An 18,328-nucleotide genomic window follows, 5' to 3' on the forward strand; every position below is an offset into this window, starting at 1 on the left:
GGAGATCAGCCGCCGTACTCCTCGACGATCTGCGCACCCGGGCCGGCGTTCCAGTACAGCGTGACGGCCGAGGCGTGCGAGGGCCCGGCGAGCCGGACGACGACCAGCGTGTTGCTGCGCCTGGTCACCGTCACCGTGTAGCCGGGCACGGGTTCGGTGCCGACCACGTCGATCCGGGTCGACGAGTACGCGGCGATCACGTCGCCGCCCTCGGCCTCGACCCGGTAACGCGGCCGCAGGTCGGGCGCCGTCGGCGACGGGCTCGCCGACGGGGTGGCCGAGGGCCGGGACGGCGTCGGCCGCGGGGTCGCCGGCCTGGTGGTCGCCGGGCTGGACGGCTTCCGGCGCGACCGGGACGGCGAGCTGCTCGGCGGCGGCGTGGACGGCGTGACCGAGGGCAGGGCGTCGGCGGCGCCGAACCGGACCTCGGTGTACCGGCGGTTCACGTCGATCGCCACGGGCGCCTCGTCGGTGATCGCGGGCGCGACGCCGAGCCGGACACCGAGCCACGAGACGGTGACGGCGGCGACCGCGGCGGACAGCCACGCCAGGACGAATCGCCAGCTACGGCCCATGGTGACGGCCCTCCTTGTGGATCGATAGATTGAGGCCATGGCGGACGTGCTGGTGATCGAGGATGATCGCGACATCCGGGAGGCGGTCGACCGGCTCCTGTCCATGGCCGGGCACGCCGTGCGGCTCTGCGAGACCGCGCTCGACGGGCTGCGCGAGCTGACCCGCCGGCCCCCCGACGTCGTGGTTCTCGACCTCAACCTGCCGGATCTCGACGGCGCCGCGGTGCTGCGCGGCATCCGCTCGGCGTCCGCGGTGCCGGTGGTCGTCGCCACCGCGCGTGGCGAGGAGAGCGAGATGATCCGCCTGCTGCGGGCCGGCGCCGACGACTACGTGGTGAAGCCGTACTCGGCCGAGCAGCTGGAGGCACGGATCGCCGCGGTGCTGCGGCGCGCCCCCGGTCCGGCCGGCACGACGCTGACGGTGGGCGGGATCGAGCTCGATCCGGACGGGCGGACCGCCTCGCTCGACGGCGCGCCGCTGCAGCTCTCCCGGCTGGAGTTCGACCTGCTGGCCTACCTCATGCGCCGGGCCGGCAAGGTGGTCACCCGGCGCCAGGTGCTCGACGACGTCTGGGGTCCGGAGGGCCGCTCGCCGGAGACCGTCGACGTGCACGTGACCTGGCTGCGCCGCAAGCTCGGCGAGCGCGCGGCGGCGCCGCGTTACCTGCACACCGTGCGCGGGGTCGGCATCCGGCTGTCCGCGCCGGAGGCCACCGGCTGAGCTAACGGGCATGCGCGCCGCCGAGCCGTCGCCACAGTCCCGGCCGGGACTCCGGAGCGGGGGTGTCGTCGCCCGCCACGCCGAGGGTCAGCACGACCTGCGCGCCGCCCAGGTCGCTGCGCCCCACGGTGAGCCGGCCGCCGGTGTCGGCGGCGAGCCGCCGGGCGATGTCCAGGCCCAGGCCCGTCGAGTCGGCGCCGCTCGCGCCCCGGGAGACGGCGGCCTCCGCGTCCCGGAATCCCGGGCCGGCGTCGTCGACGGTGACCGATGCCCAGTCCGGGCCCCGCTGCACCGACACCCGGCAGGCGGCGGTCTCCGGGGTGTGGTGGAAGACGTTGCCCAGCAGGACGTCGAGGGCCTCGGCGACCATCGAGAAGGCGGCCGGCACGGTGATGCCGGACGGCGGCGGCTGCGTCTGCCACGGCCGGCCCTGGTCCTCGGCGAGCGCGCCCCAGAACTCGGTCCGGTCGGCCACCACGGCGCCCAGGTCGCAGCGCAGCCGGGGCCGGGCCGCCAGCGGCCGCGCGGCCTCGACGATCACGGCGTTGATCTCCTGTTCCAGGCGGTCGACCAGCCGTGCCTGCCGGTCGCGGTCGGCGCCGGGCGACAGCGTCTCGGTGTTCAGCCGCAGCGCCGTCAGTGGCACCCGGAGCCGGTGTGACAGGTTCGCCGCGAGGGCTCGCTCGGTGGCCAGCAGCTCGGTGAACCGGTCGGCGAGCACGTTCAGCGCGCCGCCGACGTCCTCGATCTCCCGCGGGCCGCTCGGGCGGACCCGGGCATGCAGGCTGCCCGCCCCCAGGGCGGTGGCGGTCCGGGCCAGGTCCTGGCTGGCCCGCACGACCCGGGCGGCGAGCCGGTCGGCCAGCAACGTCGAGACGCCCACCAGCACGATCGCCTCGCCGATCAGCACCAGCCAGGCCAGGCCGACGCCGGCGCGCAGGGCGTCGGCCGGCACGTAGACCTCGATCACCGCGGTCAGTCCCTCGGGCAGCGCCACCGGCCTCAGGTACACCTGGCCCCCGGCCACCTGGACGGTGGTGGCGACCTGCCGCTGCCGGACGCGCCCGACGGCGCCGGTGTCGACCCGCGAGGTGCCGACCGTCCCGAGCCTGGGCAGGTGCGCCGCCAACTGTCCCTGCTTGCCGGCCTCGGTGCTCATGATCGAGTTGAGGACCAGGTCGCGATCGGTGGCGACCACCAGCACGGCCGACAGCCCGAGAGCCTGCCGCTCCGCCTCGCGCAGCGCGCGATCCCGGACCGCGGTGCGCACGAGCATGGCGAGCGGGATGACGAACGCCAGCGCCACCAGTGTGGTCACCGCGAGGGCGACCCAAACATAACTGCGTCTCATTCCCCGACCGCCGCTAATGGAAAGATCAGGTGCCGACCATAGCGGTCGCTGGTGATCCGCGCGATTCTCGCCGGTGGAATCTTAAGAGCGCCGGAAGACCAGCTTTCGGTACGATCACGGACCGCTCCCCGGCTGGCCAGGGCGACCGGTGACGATACGGGTACCTGTCGTCGATGTCCGGCGTCGGCTCGATAAAGCTTGGCGAAAGCCCTCCGTAAGACGCTGAACCTCAGCCTTATCGATGGTTAAGCATTTCTTAAGCGCATTGACGCGGTCATTCCCGCGCCCGAAAACTGGCCCTCGCTCGACAGCCGAGCATTCCCTCAGCTCGCGACGGCGGGACGACCGGGCACCACCCGGCGTCGGCGCCGCGATCACTCGTGCAAGGAGCACCGTTGAAACACAAAGTCGCCCTGGCGGCCGGGATCGCGGCGGTCACCGTCGCCGGCTCCCTCGCCCTCACCATGCCGGACGGGAACGCGGCCACGTCCCCGGCGGCCAAGGCCGAGCCCACCACCCCCGGCTCGGTCCCGACGGCGGTCGCCACATCCCGGGCGACGTCCTCCGCGGCCGCCCTGGTGGCGAAGAAGCCGAAGCTGTTCTTCAAGAGCGGCCACGACGAGCTGGTCCGCCGCCAGGTGGTCAGCCAGGCCGGCCTCCAGTACGTCTCGTACACCCGGTCGTACCAGGGCCTGCCGGTCGAGGGCGGCGACGCGGTCGTGGTCACCGACGCCAACGGCTCGGTGCTCGGCAACTACGTGGCCCAGGACCAGGCGCTGTCCGTCGGCACCACGGCGAAGGTCTCCGCCAAGGCGGCCGTCCGCACGGCGCGGCGGCAGCTGGCCAAGGTCGACTCCGTGGACGGCAGCACCCTCAAGGTGGTCGCCCGCGAGGCCGGGATCCTGGCGTACGAGGTGATCCTCTCCGGCCGCAAGCGGGTCGACGGCGCCCTGGTCCCCAGCCACCTGCACGTGTTCGTGGACGCGAGCACCGGCAAGGTGCTGAGCGACCTGACCCGCGACGACGTCGTGGACGCCACCGGGCACGGCGCCTACTACGGCGACGTGACGATCAGCACCACCGGCTCGGGCGGCCGGTTCACCCTGACCGACCCGACGCGTCCCGGGCTCCAGTGCGGCGGGCAGAACGGCGCCGCGTTCAGCGCCACGACCGACACCTGGGGCACCGGCAACGCCACCGACCTGGTCACCGGCTGCGTCGACGCGATGTACACCGTCTCGCAGGAGTGGAACATGCTGCGGGACTGGCTGGGCCGCGACGGCATCGACGGCAACGGCCACGCCTTCCCGATCCGGCTGGGCCTGGACGACGTCAACGCGTTCTGGAACGGCTCGCGGGTCGAGATCGGGCACTCCTCCGACAACCGGCGGCTGCTCACCGTGATGGACGTGCTGGGCCACGAGTTCGGGCACGCCATCAACCAGTTCACCCCGGGCGGGTCGAGCAGCGGCAACGAGGCCGGCGGCCTGAACGAGTCCACCGGCGACATCTTCGGCGCGCTGACCGAGTTCTTCGCGAACGACGCGCACGACCCCGGTGACTACACCGTGGGCGAGATGGCCAACCTGGCCGGCAGCGGACCGATCCGCAACATGGCCGACCCGTCGAAGCTCGGCGACCCGAACTGCTTCTCCAGCGCCATCCCCAGCACCGAGGTGCACGCCGCGGCGGGTCCGCAGAACCACTGGTTCTACCTGCTCGCCGAGGGCAGCCGGCCCACCAACGGGCAGCCGGCCAGTCCGACCTGCAACAACAGCACGGTGACCGGCCTGGGCATCCGGAAGGCCGGCAAGATCTACATGGCCACGCTGATGCGCAAGACCAGCGGCTGGACGCACGCGAAGGCCCGGGCCGCCTCAGTGGCCGCGGCGGCGCAGCTGTTCGGCAACGGCACCGAGTGCGCCACCGTCAAGGCGGCGTGGAACGCGGTCAGCGTCCCGGCCGCCGCGGGCGAGCCGTCCTGCACCGGCGGCGCCCCCAGCAGCCCCGCCGCGACGCCGACCGCCACCGCCACCGCCACGCCGACCGCCACGGCAACGGCCACGCCGACCGGCACCGGCTCGCCGACCGGCACGCCGTCGGGTGACTGCCAGACCGGTTTCGCCTCGCACGACAGCGGCGCCGTCGCCGCCGGAGCGACCGCGGTGACCAGCACCTTCACCGCGAGCAGCGGCCGGCACGCCGCCTGCCTGGCCGGTCCGTCCGGGGCCGACTTCGACCTCTACCTGGACAAGAACGTGAACGGGCGGTGGACCAACGTGGCCCGCTCGACCGGTGAGACGGCGCGGGAGAACCTCGCGTACACCGGAACCGCCGGGACCTACCGGTACCGGATTGTCTCGTACGCCGGGTCCGGCAACGCCGTGCTCGGCTGGAACGCACCCACCGGCAGCTGAGGCCGGTACCACGAAGGAGGGGGCCGAGGTGCGTACGTCGCGCCTTCCCGTGATCCTGGTCGCGCTGCTGCTCAGCGGCGTGGCCGGGTGCGCGGACAACATTGACGGTGCGGCCTCGGGGAGCACGCCGCCGGCGTCCTCGCCGGCGGCGACCGAAACCGCCGAGACGACCGCGGCCGCCGGGGCGAGCGAGCCGGCCGGGGCGAGCGAGCCGGCCGGGACCGAGGCGACCGAGGCGACCGGGGCGGCCGAGAAGGCGTTCCCGCTGACCGTGACGCGCCGGGGAGGCTTCGCCGGCGTCGACGACCGCGTGGTCATCGCGGCCGACGGCTCGGCGGCGGTGACCCATCGGGGGCAGCCGCCCGCGCGGACCTCGCTGTCCGCCGGCACGATGGCCGAACTGCGCCGGCTGCTGACGGCGCCCGAGTTCGCCGGTCGATGGACGCCCTCGGCGTCGCCGGCGGTGTGCGCCGACGGCTACCAGTACGAGATCGTCAGCGCGTCGGTGACCACCGCCGTGTACGGCTGCGACGCGTCACACACCATCGCGCAACACCCGGTGCTGACCCTGATCGCGGGTCTGTTCCGGAACTGACGACGCCGGCGGGCCACCGTGATCCGGTGGCCCGCCGGCGTCGTCGTCCTGCAAGCGGAAGTCGCCCTGCAAGCGGATGTCGTCCTGCAAGCGGATGTCGTCCTACCAGTGGATCAGGACTGGCGTCCCCGGATCGCCTCGATGATCCGTGGCCGCAGCTCGGCGGCCTTGATCACCGCGTCGACCGAGCCGACCTCGACGGCCCGCTGGATGCTGTGCACCCTGTCGAACTCGGCCGCCACCTCGCCGAGCTTCTCCGCCCGCACCGACGAGCGCAGCTCGTCCAGCTCGGCCGCGAGTGCGCTGCGGTCCGCCCCGCTGGCCGCCGAGACCCGGGCCTGGAGCTCGGTCACCCGCGGATCGGTCGCCGTCCGCGCGTTCACGTCACCGGTGAAGACCACGGCGGCGGCCGGTGCCCCGCCGAGCACGGAGGCGAACGAGCCCTCCAGAGCCAGGACGGTCATGTTCGGGTTCAGCGCCTTGGAGAAGACGACGAACGCGCCGCCGTGGTAGCGGGAGATGACGGTGAACACGATCGGGCCCTGGAAGTTGACGATGGCCCGGCCGATCTCGGCGCCGTATTCGAGTTGGAGTTTGCGCATGGATTCGGGGGAGCCGTCGAAGCCGGAGAGGTTGGCGAGTACGACCAGGGGCCGGTTGCCGCTGGCCGCGTTGATCGCCCGGGCCGCCTTCTTCGAGGAGCGGGGGAACAGGGTGCCGGCGGTGTAGGTGTCCGGGCCGTCGGTGGGCGGGAACCCGCGCCGGGGTACCGAGCGGGATTCGATGCCGAGCAGGCAGACGGGCTGGCCGCCGAGGTGGGCGTCCTGCACGACGGCGGTTTCGGCGTCGGCCATCCCGGCCCAGCGTTCCAGGACGGGGTGGTCCTGGTCGGCGAGAGCGCGCATGACCGTACGGATGTCGAACGGCTTTTTGCGGTCCGGGTTCGCCGTCGGGGAGAAGATCTCGCCGACGGTGGTGAAGTCGCTGCCGTCGACCACGTGCGGGAAGTCCGAAATGTCGCGGGAGGCGGGGTCGGATGTGGCCACCGGTCGCGGCCCGGTCTCGCCGGGGACGACGTAGGTGTGTTCGTAGTGGGCCATGAGGACGTCGCGGGCGGCCATCAGGTTCGGTGCCCAGTACTGGGCCTGGCCGTTGGGGCCCATCACCCGGTCGTAGCCGCCGATGCCGAAGTTGTCCTCGGCCGAGACGCCGCCGGAGAAGTCCAGGGACTGTTTGCCGGTCAGGACCATCGCCGAGTCCGGGGTCATGACGAGGATGCCCTTGGTGTGCATGAGCATGGTGGCTTCGGCGTTCCAGTACGGCTGGGCGCCGACGTTGATCCCCGCGACCACGATGTTGATCTCGCCGCCGGCCTGGGTGAACTCGACGATCCGTTTGAGCGCGGCGGCGACCCAGTCCATGTTCTCGGTGCCGGAACTCATCGAGATCCGCGCGCCTGAGGACAGTGCGTACCACTCCAGCGGCACGCCGAGTCGATCGGCGAGGTCGAGGGCGGCGATGACCCGGCGGCACTCCGGCTCGGAGAGCGCGCCGAGCGACTTGGTCGGGTCACCGAGCAGCACGACCCGGGCGATCCCCTCCGGATGCCGGGAGGTGACCGTGCGGACCACCCCCGCGACCAGGGCGGAGGTGTTCCTGCCCTTCGGCCGGTCGACCGGGACCAGGGCGTGCTGCTCGTCCAGGTCGTACTCGGAGAACGTACCGAGGAACTCCACCAGCTCGTACGGATAAACGGTGTTCCTGCTGCTGGCCCGGAGCACCTTCTGCCGGTAGCCGTCGAGCGGCTCGACCGGGTCGCTGGTCGGCGGTCCGACGATCAGCTCGGTCCCGCCGGTGGCGCTGAACGTGATCCGCACGTTCACCTTCACCAGCTCGCCGGTCTTCTCGTCGCGCCGCCGGGCGATGAACAGGATCTCCTCCAGGCCGGCGCCGGCCGTGGTCGGCGACACCCGGCGGGCGATCATCTCCATCTCGGCCTCGGTGAGGCCGAGCTCCGGCCACACGTAGATGACGATCCGGTTGGTGTTGAACCGCTTGTCCGACGGGCGCCGGGACTGGGCGCGCCGGATGCCGTCCAGGCAGGTGCTGATGGTGTCCTCGGTGGTCGGCAGGGCGACCAGGCGGCCGTCCTGCTCCCGCAGCTCGGTCAGGTCCCGGATCTGGGCGAACGCGACGAGCCGGTCGTCGGCCGGGTTCTCCCGGGCGACGCACTGGAAGAGGTAGATCTCCTCGTCGGCCGAGGGCAGCCGGGTCAGGTCGAACTTGCGGAGGCGCTCCAGCTGCATGCGCTGCGCGATGTACGGGTGCAGCCCCCGGATCAGTCGCTCCTCCTCCATCCCGGTGGTGGACGGCCGGAACGTGAAGTGGTGGTGCATGACCGCGCCGCTGCGCCCGGCGACCGTGGCGGTCACCCGGCGCACCTGCGGCGGCAGCGGCACCCCGCTGACCACCTCGTGCAGCGCGGTGGCCAGCTCCTCGGTGTCGGCCGGCTGGCCCTCCCAGGCGAGGTAGATGTCGGCGTCGATGGCGCCGTCGGCCTCGGCCAGCTCGGCGAGCCCGGCGAGGGCGGCGCCCAGTTTCTCGAAGCGCTCGGCGGCCGAGACGACGCGGGAGCCGTCCCGTTCCGCGACGACGAAGGCGACGTTCTGCGAGGTGACCGCCGTGACGCTGCTCAGTCCCTTGTTGCCGTAGTACCGGCGGGTGAGCACCTCCAGCAGCACCGCATTGTCCAGGTTGTGGCGGACCAGGCGCTGGCCGAGCAACCGCACCAGCGGCTCCGTGCTGCGCACCATCGACGCGATCCGGTCCGCGCGGTCCGCGGCCTGCGGGAACTCGTCCAGGTGCCGCAGGTGTTTGCGGATCTCCGCGTAGACCCGGGCGCGGTTGCGGCGCAGCAGCGGCTGGCCGAACCACTTGAACACCACGCCACGGGCCAGGTCGGCGACCGCCGGGAAACGCACCTGGGTCGCGGCGACCAGGCGTTCCAGGGCGAGCCCGGCCGGCTCGTGCAGGGCGGTGTCCGGCGGCGGCTCCTGGAGCCAGGCGCGCAGCAGGGCGGCGACGACCGCCGCGTCGGCGGTGGCGCGCTGCTGGGCCAGGAAGATCCGGAAGACCGCGGCCTCCAGGTCCGGGGTGCGCTCCAGCTCGGTGACGCCGTAGTGGCCGAGCGCCTTGCCGAGCTTGGTCTGGAACGACGCCGGCAGGCCGGCCCGCTCCACGTCGAGGCTCTGGAGGTAGGTGTGGAAGTACTCCCGGGCGCTGTGCACGTGGGTGTCGCCGGGCTCCTCGCCGGCCGGCCGGTTACGGCTCAGCTCGGCCAGGTCGGCGAAGACCTCGATCAGCTCGACCTCGCGGTCCAGCGGCCGCCGGCCCTCCTCGATCGCGACGGCCCGGGCGGCCAGGTAGTCGTCGAGCACCCGGCGCTCGTCGTGCGGGTCGACGTCGAAGCCGAGCAGCAGGCTGCGCAGGTCCTCCTGACCGCGGGCGGCACGCTGCCGGGCGGGCTGCCCGTCCGGCGCCGCGGGCAGGTCGATCGGGGCGGTCGTGGTGGCGGCGGCCTCGGCGGCCTCGTCGCCGCCGACCGGCTCCAGGCGCAGCAGCGCGGCGCCGGCGTCGACCTTGCTGCCGACCGCGACCAGCACCTCCTTGACCCGGGCCCGGAACGGTGCGCGCAGCACCGCCTCCATCTTCATGGCCTCCAGGACGAGCACCGGCGCGCCGGCCTCGACCTCGGCGCCCGCCTCCAGGGGGGTGGCCACCACCAGGGCGGGCATCGGGGAGCGCAGCACGCCGCCCTCGTCCCGGCTGATCCGGTGGGTGACGCCGTCCACCTCGACCAGGGTGATCGCGCCGTGCGTGCCGGTGAGCAGCCGGTGGCGTACGCCGTTGACCACGATCCGGCCGCTGTGCTCGTCGAAGCGCTCCAGGGTGACGTCGGCCAGGCGGACGTCGTCGCCGGCCTCGATGCCGACCCGGAACCGGTGCGCGCCGACCCGGGCCACCCGGACCCGGTACGTCGCGCCGCGCAGCTTCAGGTCGAGCGGCGCCCCGCTCTCGTGCCGCACCTGCGGCCGCCCGCCGAACGCGGTGGAGAGCAGGCGCTGCTGCTCGACGTGCTCCTCGTCCTCGTACGCCTCGATCGCGGCGGCCGCGAGGGCCACGCCGGAGTGCCGGTCGGAGACCAGCCGGCCCTCGGCGCGGACCCGGTCGATCCAGCCGGTGTCGGCGCTGCCGTCGATCACCTCGGGCTGGTCGAGCAGGTCGAGCACGAAGCTCTTGTTGGTGGCGCCGCCCTGGATGACGACCGTGGTCTCGGCCATCGCGCGGCGCAGCCGGCCGAGCGCCTCGTCCCGGTCCTTCCCGTACGCGATCACCTTGGCGATCATCGAGTCGAAGTCGCCGGGGATGCTGTCGCCCTCGCTGACGCCGGTGTCCACCCGGATGCCGGGGCCGGCCGGGAACTCCAGCCGCACGATCTTGCCGGGGGAGGGCGCGAAGTCGCGGTCCGGGTCCTCGGCGTTGAGCCGGGCCTCGATGGCGTGCCCGCGCTCGACCGGCCGGTCACCCTCCAGGCGGTTGCCCGAGGCCACGTGGATCTGGAGCTTGACCAGGTCGGTGCCGGTCACGTACTCGGTGATCGGGTGCTCGACCTGGAGCCGGGTGTTGACCTCGAGGAAGGCGAGCAGATCCTCACCGGGGTGGTACAGGAACTCGACGGTCGCCGCGCCGCGGTAGCCCACCTTGACGGCGAGCCGCTCGGCGGACGCCTTGAGCTCGGCGGCCCGCTCCGGCGGCATCACCGGGGACGCCGACTCCTCGATCACCTTCTGGTTGCGGCGCTGCACCGAGCAGTCCCGCACGCCGATCGCCCACGCGGTGCCCTGCCCGTCCGAGATGACCTGCACCTCGACGTGGCGGGCGCCGGTGACCAGGCGCTCCAGGAACACGATGCCGCTGCCGAAGGCGCGGGCCGCCTCCTGGCTGGTCCGCTCGTAGGCGTCGGCCAGCTCCTCGGCGGAGGCCACCTTGCGGATGCCGCGCCCACCACCACCGGCGGTGGCCTTGAGCATCAGCGGATACCCGATCCGCTCGGCCGCCTCCAGCGCGGCCTCCAGCGTCTCCACCGGGCCGCGGCTCCAGGCCGCGACCGGCACGCCGACCTCCTCGGCGATCAGCTTGGAGCCGATCTTGTCGCCGAGCTTGCGCATGGCGTCGGCGCTCGGGCCGATGAACGTGATCCCGATCCGGTCGCACAGCTCCGCGAACGCCGGGTCCTCGGCGACGAAGCCCCAGCCGACCCAGGCGGCGTCCGCCCCGGTCTGCACCAGCGCGTGCTCCAGACCCTTGAGGTCCAGATACGGCCGGGAGGCGGCGGGACCCAGGTCGTACGCGATGTCGGCCTCGCGGACGAAGGTGGCGGTCCGGTCGACGTCGGTGTACAACGCGACGGTCTCGATCTGCGCGCCGGTCTCCGCGGCGAGCTCCCGGACGGCGTGAATGAGCCGCATCGCGGCTTCACCACGGTTGACGATGGCGATTCGTTTGAACACCCGATCGAGCCCTTACCTCGGCAAAAACCTTCGCCAGGAGACTACAGGTGGTAAGGCGAGTTGAGGGTTAACCGCCCTGCTCCGGATGCGTCTAGGGGTTACTGGCCGGTACTACTGAGCAGTAGGACCGGCCAGCGCAACCCATCAATGAGAGTAGATCTCCATCTCATATATCGAGAGGCCGTACTTCGTCGCCCGGGTCTGCCCGGTCAGCCGGACATACCGCGCATCGACCGGCGTCGTCACGACGGTGTCGATGCCGCCGTCGCTCCCGGCCACGGCCGCCACCGGGGTCCAGGTGCTGCCATCGGCCGAGGTTTCAATCTTGTACGCCGACGCGTAGGCCGACTCCCAGGAGACCACCACCCGGGCGACCCGCGTGGTGGCGCCCAGGTCCACCCGGAGCCACTGGTTGTCCGACCACGAGCTGGCCCACCGGCTGCCCGGCTTGCCGTCGACCGCGTTGCTCGCCGGATACCCGAGCTGCGTGCTCGACGCGCTGACGCTCTTCCCGGCGGCCAGGTTGCTCACCGCGTCACCCCGCTTCGCGGGAAAGGACACCACCTGCTGGTACGTCGGCCGGTTCTGCCAGCCGATCAGGGAGTGCGTGATCCCGCCCAGCGGCGACTGGAGGATCGCGTCGGCGCACCACTGGTCGCCCGCCGAGCAGTGGGCGTCAGCCGGGTAGGTGGTCGCGGCCGGCTCGGCGAGAGCGCTGCTCAGGCTGGTCAGCAGGGCGCTCCGGCAGGCGCCGATCGCTCCGCCGCCGCAGTACTTCGTGGACCAGTTCGGCACCGCGTCGCCGAGCACCGAGCGCAGGTCCTTGTCGACCCAGCCCCACCAGCCGTACTGGAAGGACGATCCCTTGTGGGCCTGCGACTCGTTGGCCGAGGTCGGCAGGCCGGAGACCGGCCCGGTCTGCCCGCCGGACGGCGACTCGTTGATCTGCAACGCGTCCACCAGGGAGCCGAACAGATCGGTGCCCAGCCCGGTGGCGAACTGCGCCTGCACCAGCTTCGGCCACCAGGCGTCGAAGATCCGGATGGCGTCGGCGTCGGCGTACGCCTTGCTGCCGGCCGCCGTCTCCTTGCGCAGCGCGCCGTTGGTGAGCCAGGTGCGCAGCTTGGCGACCGCGGCGGCCTGGGTGGCGTCGGTGACCGTGGCGGTGTCGATCACCCGCAGCAGCACCGGCAGCACCTTCTTGCCGCGCAGGTCGGTCAGCCCGGCCTGCTCGACCACCTTGAGCAGTGACGCCCGGTCGTACTTCGTCCCGGCCACGATGCCGGCCTTGAGCGGCGCGTCCAGCAGGTCGCCGCGGTGCACCGAGCCGAAGCTGAAGTTGCCGTCCGCCGCGGAGAAGTCCTTCGCCTGCTTGTTGTTCCAGCTCACGAAGTAGTCCTGGTTCACCGCCTGCGGGTGCGCGGTGCCGCCGTTCCAGCTGAGCCACTCGTTCGCGGCGTCACCCCAGTTCGGCAGGTTCGGGTCGACGGTGGACGGCCGGGACGGCTGGGCGCCGGAGGTGTACATCGCGTTCTCGGTGGAGTTGACGTAGAACCAGTTGAACGCGAACGGGATGTGCGAGGCCGACGTGGTGAACGCCGCGGCGCTGCCCATCTGCTCCGGCTCGTTGAACATCTGGAACCCGATCGCCGAGTCCGCCTCGTGCCCGTACGTCGAGCGCAGCCGCGCGAACGCCACCGGCGTCCCGCCCACCGTGCCCCGCCAGGTCACCAGGCCGTACCTGGTGCGCTGCACGGTCAGCCGGTACGACCCGGCCGCCGTCGAGTCGGCCGTCGTCGGCTTCCACGCGTTGGCCCGGGTCAGGTTCTCCATCGCCGTGCACGTCCCGTGGTACAGGTACGACGTGGACGCCGTGGTCGGCGCGCTGCCGTCGGCGTTGCACAGCCGTACCGCGTACGTGTCGGTGATGTCCTGGATCGACGACGTGGCGCTCCACGCGTAATCCGGTCCGCGGCCCAGCAGCGTGTACAGGTTGAGCCCGCTGAACGCCACGCCCCGGCTGCTGATCCCCGGCCCCTGCAACTCCTGGAGCATCAGCAGCTGCGGCGCGAAGTACCCGGTCTGCGGGCCGAACACGGCGACCGGGTGCCCGGTGGCCGAGTTCGCCGCCGACACCACGGCCGCGTTCGACATGCCCCGGCTCGCCTCGCCGATGGTCAGCGAGCTCAGCGACTTGGCGATCGCGCTGCTGCCGGAGACGCCGGTGGCGGCGGAACCGGTCTTGTCGAAGACGATCTCCTGCGGGACCGCGCTGCCGGCGTCCGGCATGGCGACACCGGCCGCGTTCGGGTTGCCCGCGCCGTACGGGAAACTCTGCCCGTTGTGCAGCGTCAGCACCGTCTCCGGGTCGTTCTGCGAGCGGAACTGCTGCCAGACCTGGTCACCGGCGGTGGTGCCGTATTTCGCCCGGGCCGCGATCCGGACCAGCGCCGACTGCATCTCGGTGCCGCCGCCCCCGCCGAACAGGCCACCGATCACCCCGGCCACCGCGATCAGGTCGGTCGGCACGAAGTCCTCCGGGCCGCCGGCGTTGGTGATCGCGTCCAGGTGGCCGGTCAGCACGTACTCGCCGGGGCAGTCCCGGGCGGCCATGCAGTCGTCGATGTACTTGTTGACGCCGGCCAGGTACTGGATCACGTCGTCGTAGAGCTGCGCGCCCCGGGTGCCGGACGCCCGCAGCGCGTCGATCTGCGCCTGGAGGTCGGCCTCGGTGTACGGCGAGTTGCGCCAGACGCTCTGCTCCAGGTCCCGGTTGCCCTCGGCGCCACCGGCGAACGAGGTGAGCGAGCCCCGCGCCACGTGCCGCATCAGGTCCATCAGGAACAGCCGGTCCTGCGCCCCGGCGTACCCGGCGCCGAACATCGTCCCGGCCCGGGTGGAGCCGGTGACGTGCGGGATCCCGAGCGAGGAGTCCCGCACGATCGTCACGTCCGCGCGCGGCGACACCGTGCTGGCCACGTTGTTCGAGGCCACGCCGTAGGAGGAGTCGTTGAAGAAGGAGTTGATCTGGCCGGGAGTCAGCCCGGTGTAGCTGTACGCCAGATTCGCGTACGGCCGGAGCTGGTCGTCGGCGTGCGGCGGCTGGGTGCCGAGCACCTGGTGGGCCAGGATCTGTGCGAGATCGGCGTCCCCGTTCTGCCCGGGCGGCAGGATGTCGGAGCACTCGCCCAGGCAGTAGTCGTTGGTCGCGAACGCCGCGGTGGCCGGCTGTTCGCTCACCTGCACGAGGACTGCGGTGGTCAGGAGCGTTGCGGAGAGGGCAGCGGTGAGCTGCGAAAAGCGTCGGCGCATGGACGGGTCCCTTCGGGGAACGCTCGAACGCGAAAATCGTTCATAGATGTTAAAACGTCGATGGATTGCGGCGCCAGAGCGAACCGCGCCCCGGCGTCCCCCGATCGGGGCACGACCCCGTTCGGGGTGTTGACCGGGCGTTGATGGACGCCAATCCTGGGCGGCGGTCACGGAACGGCTTCGAACCACCACTGGGGGGTACCGGCGATGCGGCGCAGCACCGGGCGCGACCACACCATCCGCGGGCGCGTCGTACGGATGCTGGCCCTGCCCCTGGCGGCCATGCTGACGCTGCTCGCGGTGATCTACGCCAACGAGATCTCCCGCTATCGCGACGCGTCGGCCGCCGCCGGCCGGATCACCCAGATCCTGGCGTTGCAGGGCCTGATCCAGGAGCTCCAGAACGAGCGCGGCCTGACCGTCGCGGTGCTCGGCGGCAACATCGCCTTCCGGGACCGGATCGGCCCGGCCCGGCAGCGGGTCGACGCCAAGCGCGCCGACCTGGCCTCGGCGCTCGGCGACGGCGGTGACCGGCTGGACGGCCTGGCCCGGATCCGGGCCGCGGCCGACACCGGCGACGGCGAGCGGGACCAGACCTTCGACTTCTACACCGGCGCGATCCAGCACCTCGCCGACGACACCCGGCACCTGGAGATCGTCGACGACCTGGAGCTGCGCCGCGGCGCCGAGTCGCTGGAGATGCTCACCGAGGTCAAGGAGTCGACCGCGCAGGAGTGGGTGTTCCTGGACGGGGTGATCACCTCCGGCGGCTTCCAGAGCGGCCAGTTCTCCGAGCTGCTGAACATCGTGGCGGCCCGGGACCTGTCGCTCGGTGAGTTCGACGAGTTCGCCGACCCGGCCGCGGCGGCCGCCAAGACCAAGCTGATGAGCAGCGACGCGGCCACCCGGGCGCACGCCGTGGAGCGGGCCGCGCTGCGCGCCGGCGACCGGCAGAGCCTGCTCGCCGACTCCGGCGCCTGGTGGACCGCGGTGGCCACGATGCTCGACGACATGTCCGGGCTGGCCCAGCAGATCGGTGCGACGACCCTGGCCCGCGCCGAGAACCTGCGGGACCGGGCCACGCTGCGGCTCGGCCTGCTCTCCGCGGTGGTCCTGCTCTGCCTGGCCGGCTCGGCCTACCTGGCGATCGGCGCCACCCGCTCGCTGGCGGAGCCGCTCGCCGCGCTGGCCGGCGAGGCCGACCGGCTGGCCGGCGTCCGGCTGCCGGACGCGGTGCGCCGGGCCGCCGACGGCGAGGACACCGGGCCGCCCGGCGACGTGCCGGTGGCACCCGGGGCGAGCGCCGAGGTGCGCCGGGTCGCCGCCGCGTTCGACCGGGTGCAGACCACCGCGTACGCCCTGGCCACCGAACAGGCGCGGCTGCGGCGCACCACCGCCGAGTCGCTGGCCGACCTGGGCCGCCGCAACCAGAACCTGCTGCGCCGCCAGCTCGGATTCATCACCCGGCTGGAACGCGAGGAGTCCAGCCCGGGCGGCCTGGCCAACCTGTTCGAGCTGGACCACCTGGCCACCCGGATGCGGCGCAACGCGGAGAGCCTGCTGGTCCTGGTCGGCGCGGCCAGCCCGCGGCAGTGGCCGGAACCGCTGCCGCTGGCCGACGTGATCCGGGCCGCGGTGTCCGAGGTGGAGGAGTACCGCCGGGTGGTGCTGCGCCGCCTCGACGACGCCATGGTGCAGGGCGCGGTCGCCAGCGGGCTGGCCCACATGCTCGCCGAGCTGATCGAGAACGGACTCACCTTCTCCCCGCCGGACCTGGAGGTGGAGATCCACGGGCGGCGGATCGGCGACGGTTACCTGATCGCCATCTGCGACCAGGGCGTCGGGATGAGCGACGACGACCTGAACCGGGCCAACCAGCGGCTGCGCGGCGAGGGCGACTTCATGGTCGGGCCGGCCAAGTTCCTCGGGCACTACGTGGTCGGCCGGCTGGCCGCCGAGATGCACGCCGACGTGCGGCTCACCCCGTCCGCGGTGACCGGGGTGACCGCGCGGATCAGCCTGCCGGCCGAGCTGCTCGCCGAGACGGCGCAGGTGGAGCCGGCGCCGGCGCCGGAGCCGGCCCTGGAGCAGCCGCGCACGGCGGATCCGGTGCGGATCCGGCCCCGGGCTCTGGAGGTCGACTACGTGGTGGTCACCGAACGCCCGGCCATCGCGGGACTGGACTCCGAGCGTACGGCGAATGGTTTGCGCAAACGCATCCCCCGTGCCCGCCGGACGGACCGCGACCCGGTGCCCGTCTCGCGGGACGAACCGACCGTCGCGGTCAGCGACGCCCCCGGCGCGGTCCGCGACCGCCTCACCGCCCTGCGCGACGGCATAGAGCGGGGCGCCCGCCCCTTCGCCGCGACCTCCGAGGAGATCAGATGACCGTGGAAGCGCCCGCCGACCGGCACCAGTTCAACTGGATGCTCGGCAACTTCGTCCATCAGACCGACGGGGTGCGTGACGCCGTCGCCGTCTCCTCGGACGGCTTGCTGATCGCCGGCTCCGACGGCCTGAGCCGCGCCGAGGCGGATCAGCTGGCCGCGATCGTCTCCAGCATGGCCAGCCTGGCCCGTACCGCGTCCCGCCGCTACGACTTCGACGGGCTCAAGCTGATCATGATCGAGATGCGGCGCGGCTTCCTGGTGATCTCGGTGATCCCGGGCGGCAGCTGCCTCGGCGTGGTGGCCGGCGGGGACAGCGACCTGGGCCTGGTCGGCTACGAGATCTCCCGGCTCGCCGAGCGGTTCGGTGACCTGCTGACCCCGGCGCTGATCGCCGAGTCCCGGCAGAACCTCAAGCGATGAGCGAGCTCGCGCCTTCACGGCGCCGCCGGAGCGCAGCGGAGCCGGCGAGATGAACCCTGAAGACGGGCCGATGGTCCGCCCCTTCATGATCACCGGCGGCCGCACCGAGCCGATGCACGACGGTCTGCGGATCGAGACCCAGCTCTACGCCACCCCGGCCGCGCTCTCCGCGCCGCTGCGCTTCGAGGCCCGGCGGATCGTCGAGCGATGCCAGTCGCCGCGATCGATCGCGGACCTGGCGTCGGCGCTCGGCCTGCCACTGGGCGTCGTCCGGGTGATCGTCGCCGACCTGATCACCGAAGGCTTCATGCTCGTGGACCAGACGCCGGGCGAGTTGTCCACCACACTGATCGAGAGGATCCGGGATCGTGTTCGGGCGCTCTGAAACGGTCGCCGCCTCGCCGCCGGTGGCCGTCAAAATCGTCATCAGCGGCGGCTTCGGCGTCGGCAAGACCACCTTCGTCGGCGCGGTCTCCGAGATCGAGCCGCTGGTCACCGAGGCCGAGCTGACCGAGAAGTCGATCGGCGTGGACGACACGTCCGCGGTCGCCCAGAAGACCACGACCACGGTCGCGCTCGACTTCGGCCGGATCACCCTCGACGAGGCGCTGCTGCTCTACCTGTTCGGCACGCCCGGCCAGGACCGCTTCGCGTTCCTCTGGGACGACCTGGTCGACGGCGCGCTCGGCGCGATCGTGCTGGTCGACACCCGCCGGATCGAGGACTGCTTCCCGGCCATCGACTACTTCGAGGACCACGACATCCCGTTCATCATCGGCGTGAACACCTTCGACGGCGCGCGCCGCTTCGCGCACGGCGAGATCCGCGAGGCCCTCGGCCTCGCCGACGAGCTGCCGCTGGTCGAGTGCGACGCCCGCCGCCGCGAATCGGTCAAGACCGTCCTGGTCACCCTCACCGAACGGGTCCTGGCCCGCCGCCTGGAACGTGCCGCATCCGCGTAGACGCTGAACGGCCGG

The 18,328-nt window shown here is 72.4% G+C and carries 11 protein-coding genes; 7 read left to right on the plus strand and 4 right to left on the minus strand.

Features of this window, described 5'->3' with window-relative positions; translation table 11 throughout:
• Window positions 1-5: 5 nt before the first annotated feature.
• Window positions 6-575 (minus strand): hypothetical protein, encoded by a 570-nt coding sequence (locus Aiant_RS32715; RefSeq protein ID WP_189333507.1) that lies wholly within the window; start codon window positions 573-575, stop codon window positions 6-8.
• A 46-nt stretch (window positions 576-621) separates the two neighbouring features.
• Between Aiant_RS32715 and Aiant_RS32720 the strand changes: the two genes are divergently transcribed.
• A complete protein-coding gene (locus Aiant_RS32720; protein ID WP_189333793.1) occupies window positions 622-1,296 on the plus strand; it encodes a response regulator transcription factor in 675 nt (224 codons plus the stop codon).
• A gap of 1 nt (window position 1,297) precedes the next feature.
• On the opposite strand, the gene Aiant_RS32725 is transcribed toward Aiant_RS32720, so the two are convergent.
• Window positions 1,298-2,647 (minus strand): HAMP domain-containing sensor histidine kinase, encoded by a 1,350-nt coding sequence (locus tag Aiant_RS32725; protein ID WP_189333506.1) that lies wholly within the window; start codon window positions 2,645-2,647, stop codon window positions 1,298-1,300.
• A gap of 395 nt (window positions 2,648-3,042) precedes the next feature.
• Between Aiant_RS32725 and Aiant_RS32730 the strand changes: the two genes are divergently transcribed.
• Both Aiant_RS32730 and Aiant_RS32735 read left to right on the plus strand, forming a co-directional pair.
• On the plus strand, window positions 3,043-5,064 hold the full coding sequence (locus Aiant_RS32730) for a M4 family metallopeptidase (protein ID WP_189333505.1): 2,022 nt from the start codon (window positions 3,043-3,045) through the stop codon (window positions 5,062-5,064).
• 28 nt (window positions 5,065-5,092) lie between these two features.
• Window positions 5,093-5,659: a hypothetical protein gene (locus tag Aiant_RS32735; RefSeq protein ID WP_189333504.1), complete on the plus strand. Its 567-nt coding sequence runs from the start codon at window positions 5,093-5,095 to the stop codon at window positions 5,657-5,659.
• A 113-nt stretch (window positions 5,660-5,772) separates the two neighbouring features.
• Here the strand turns inward: Aiant_RS32735 and Aiant_RS32740 are convergent, their stop codons facing one another.
• Entirely contained in the window at window positions 5,773-11,187 is a 5,415-nt protein-coding gene (locus Aiant_RS32740; protein ID WP_425322633.1) for an ATP-binding protein, read from the minus strand.
• A gap of 186 nt (window positions 11,188-11,373) precedes the next feature.
• Complete coding sequence (locus Aiant_RS32745) at window positions 11,374-14,541, minus strand: penicillin acylase family protein (RefSeq protein ID WP_189332816.1); 3,168 nt, start codon at window positions 14,539-14,541, stop codon at window positions 11,374-11,376.
• 207 nt (window positions 14,542-14,748) lie between these two features.
• Here Aiant_RS32745 and Aiant_RS32750 point away from each other — a divergent pair, with 207 nt between their 5' ends.
• The 4 genes from Aiant_RS32750 to Aiant_RS32765 are packed head-to-tail and all read left to right on the plus strand — an operon-like array spanning window position 14,749 to window position 18,313.
• Window positions 14,749-16,929, plus strand: coding sequence for a sensor histidine kinase (locus tag Aiant_RS32750; protein WP_189332817.1), 2,181 nt, complete (start codon window positions 14,749-14,751; stop codon window positions 16,927-16,929).
• Window positions 16,926-17,351, plus strand: coding sequence for a roadblock/LC7 domain-containing protein (locus tag Aiant_RS32755; protein WP_189332818.1), 426 nt, complete (start codon window positions 16,926-16,928; stop codon window positions 17,349-17,351). Before Aiant_RS32750 ends, Aiant_RS32755 begins: the two co-directional genes overlap by 4 nt.
• A gap of 49 nt (window positions 17,352-17,400) precedes the next feature.
• Window positions 17,401-17,736, plus strand: a complete 336-nt coding sequence (locus Aiant_RS32760; protein ID WP_189332819.1) for a DUF742 domain-containing protein — start codon at window positions 17,401-17,403, stop codon at window positions 17,734-17,736.
• Complete coding sequence (locus Aiant_RS32765; protein ID WP_212847266.1) at window positions 17,717-18,313, plus strand: GTP-binding protein; 597 nt, start codon at window positions 17,717-17,719, stop codon at window positions 18,311-18,313. The genes Aiant_RS32760 and Aiant_RS32765 overlap by 20 nt, the downstream gene beginning before the upstream one ends.
• Window positions 18,314-18,328 lie beyond the last annotated feature (15 nt).

It is taken from the genome of Actinoplanes ianthinogenes (genome assembly GCF_018324205.1).
Taxonomy (GTDB): Bacteria; Actinomycetota; Actinomycetes; order Mycobacteriales; family Micromonosporaceae; genus Actinoplanes; species Actinoplanes ianthinogenes.

Bases quoted from the DNA above. Each gene is read 5' to 3' on its own strand.
- Aiant_RS32715 (WP_189333507.1), bottom strand. From the start codon at position 575: ATGGGCCGTAGCTGGCGATTCGTCCTGGCGTGGCTGTCCGCCGCGGTC.
- Aiant_RS32725 (WP_189333506.1), bottom strand. From the start codon at position 2,647: ATGAGACGCAGTTATGTTTGGGTCGCCCTCGCGGTGACCACACTGGTG.
- Aiant_RS32740 (WP_425322633.1), bottom strand. From the start codon at position 11,187: ATGCGGCTCATTCACGCCGTCCGGGAGCTCGCCGCGGAGACCGGCGCG.
- Aiant_RS32745 (WP_189332816.1), bottom strand. From the start codon at position 14,541: ATGCGCCGACGCTTTTCGCAGCTCACCGCTGCCCTCTCCGCAACGCTC.
- Aiant_RS32750 (WP_189332817.1), top strand. From the start codon at position 14,749: ATGCGGCGCAGCACCGGGCGCGACCACACCATCCGCGGGCGCGTCGTA.
- Aiant_RS32755 (WP_189332818.1), top strand. From the start codon at position 16,926: ATGACCGTGGAAGCGCCCGCCGACCGGCACCAGTTCAACTGGATGCTC.
- Aiant_RS32760 (WP_189332819.1), top strand. From the start codon at position 17,401: ATGAACCCTGAAGACGGGCCGATGGTCCGCCCCTTCATGATCACCGGC.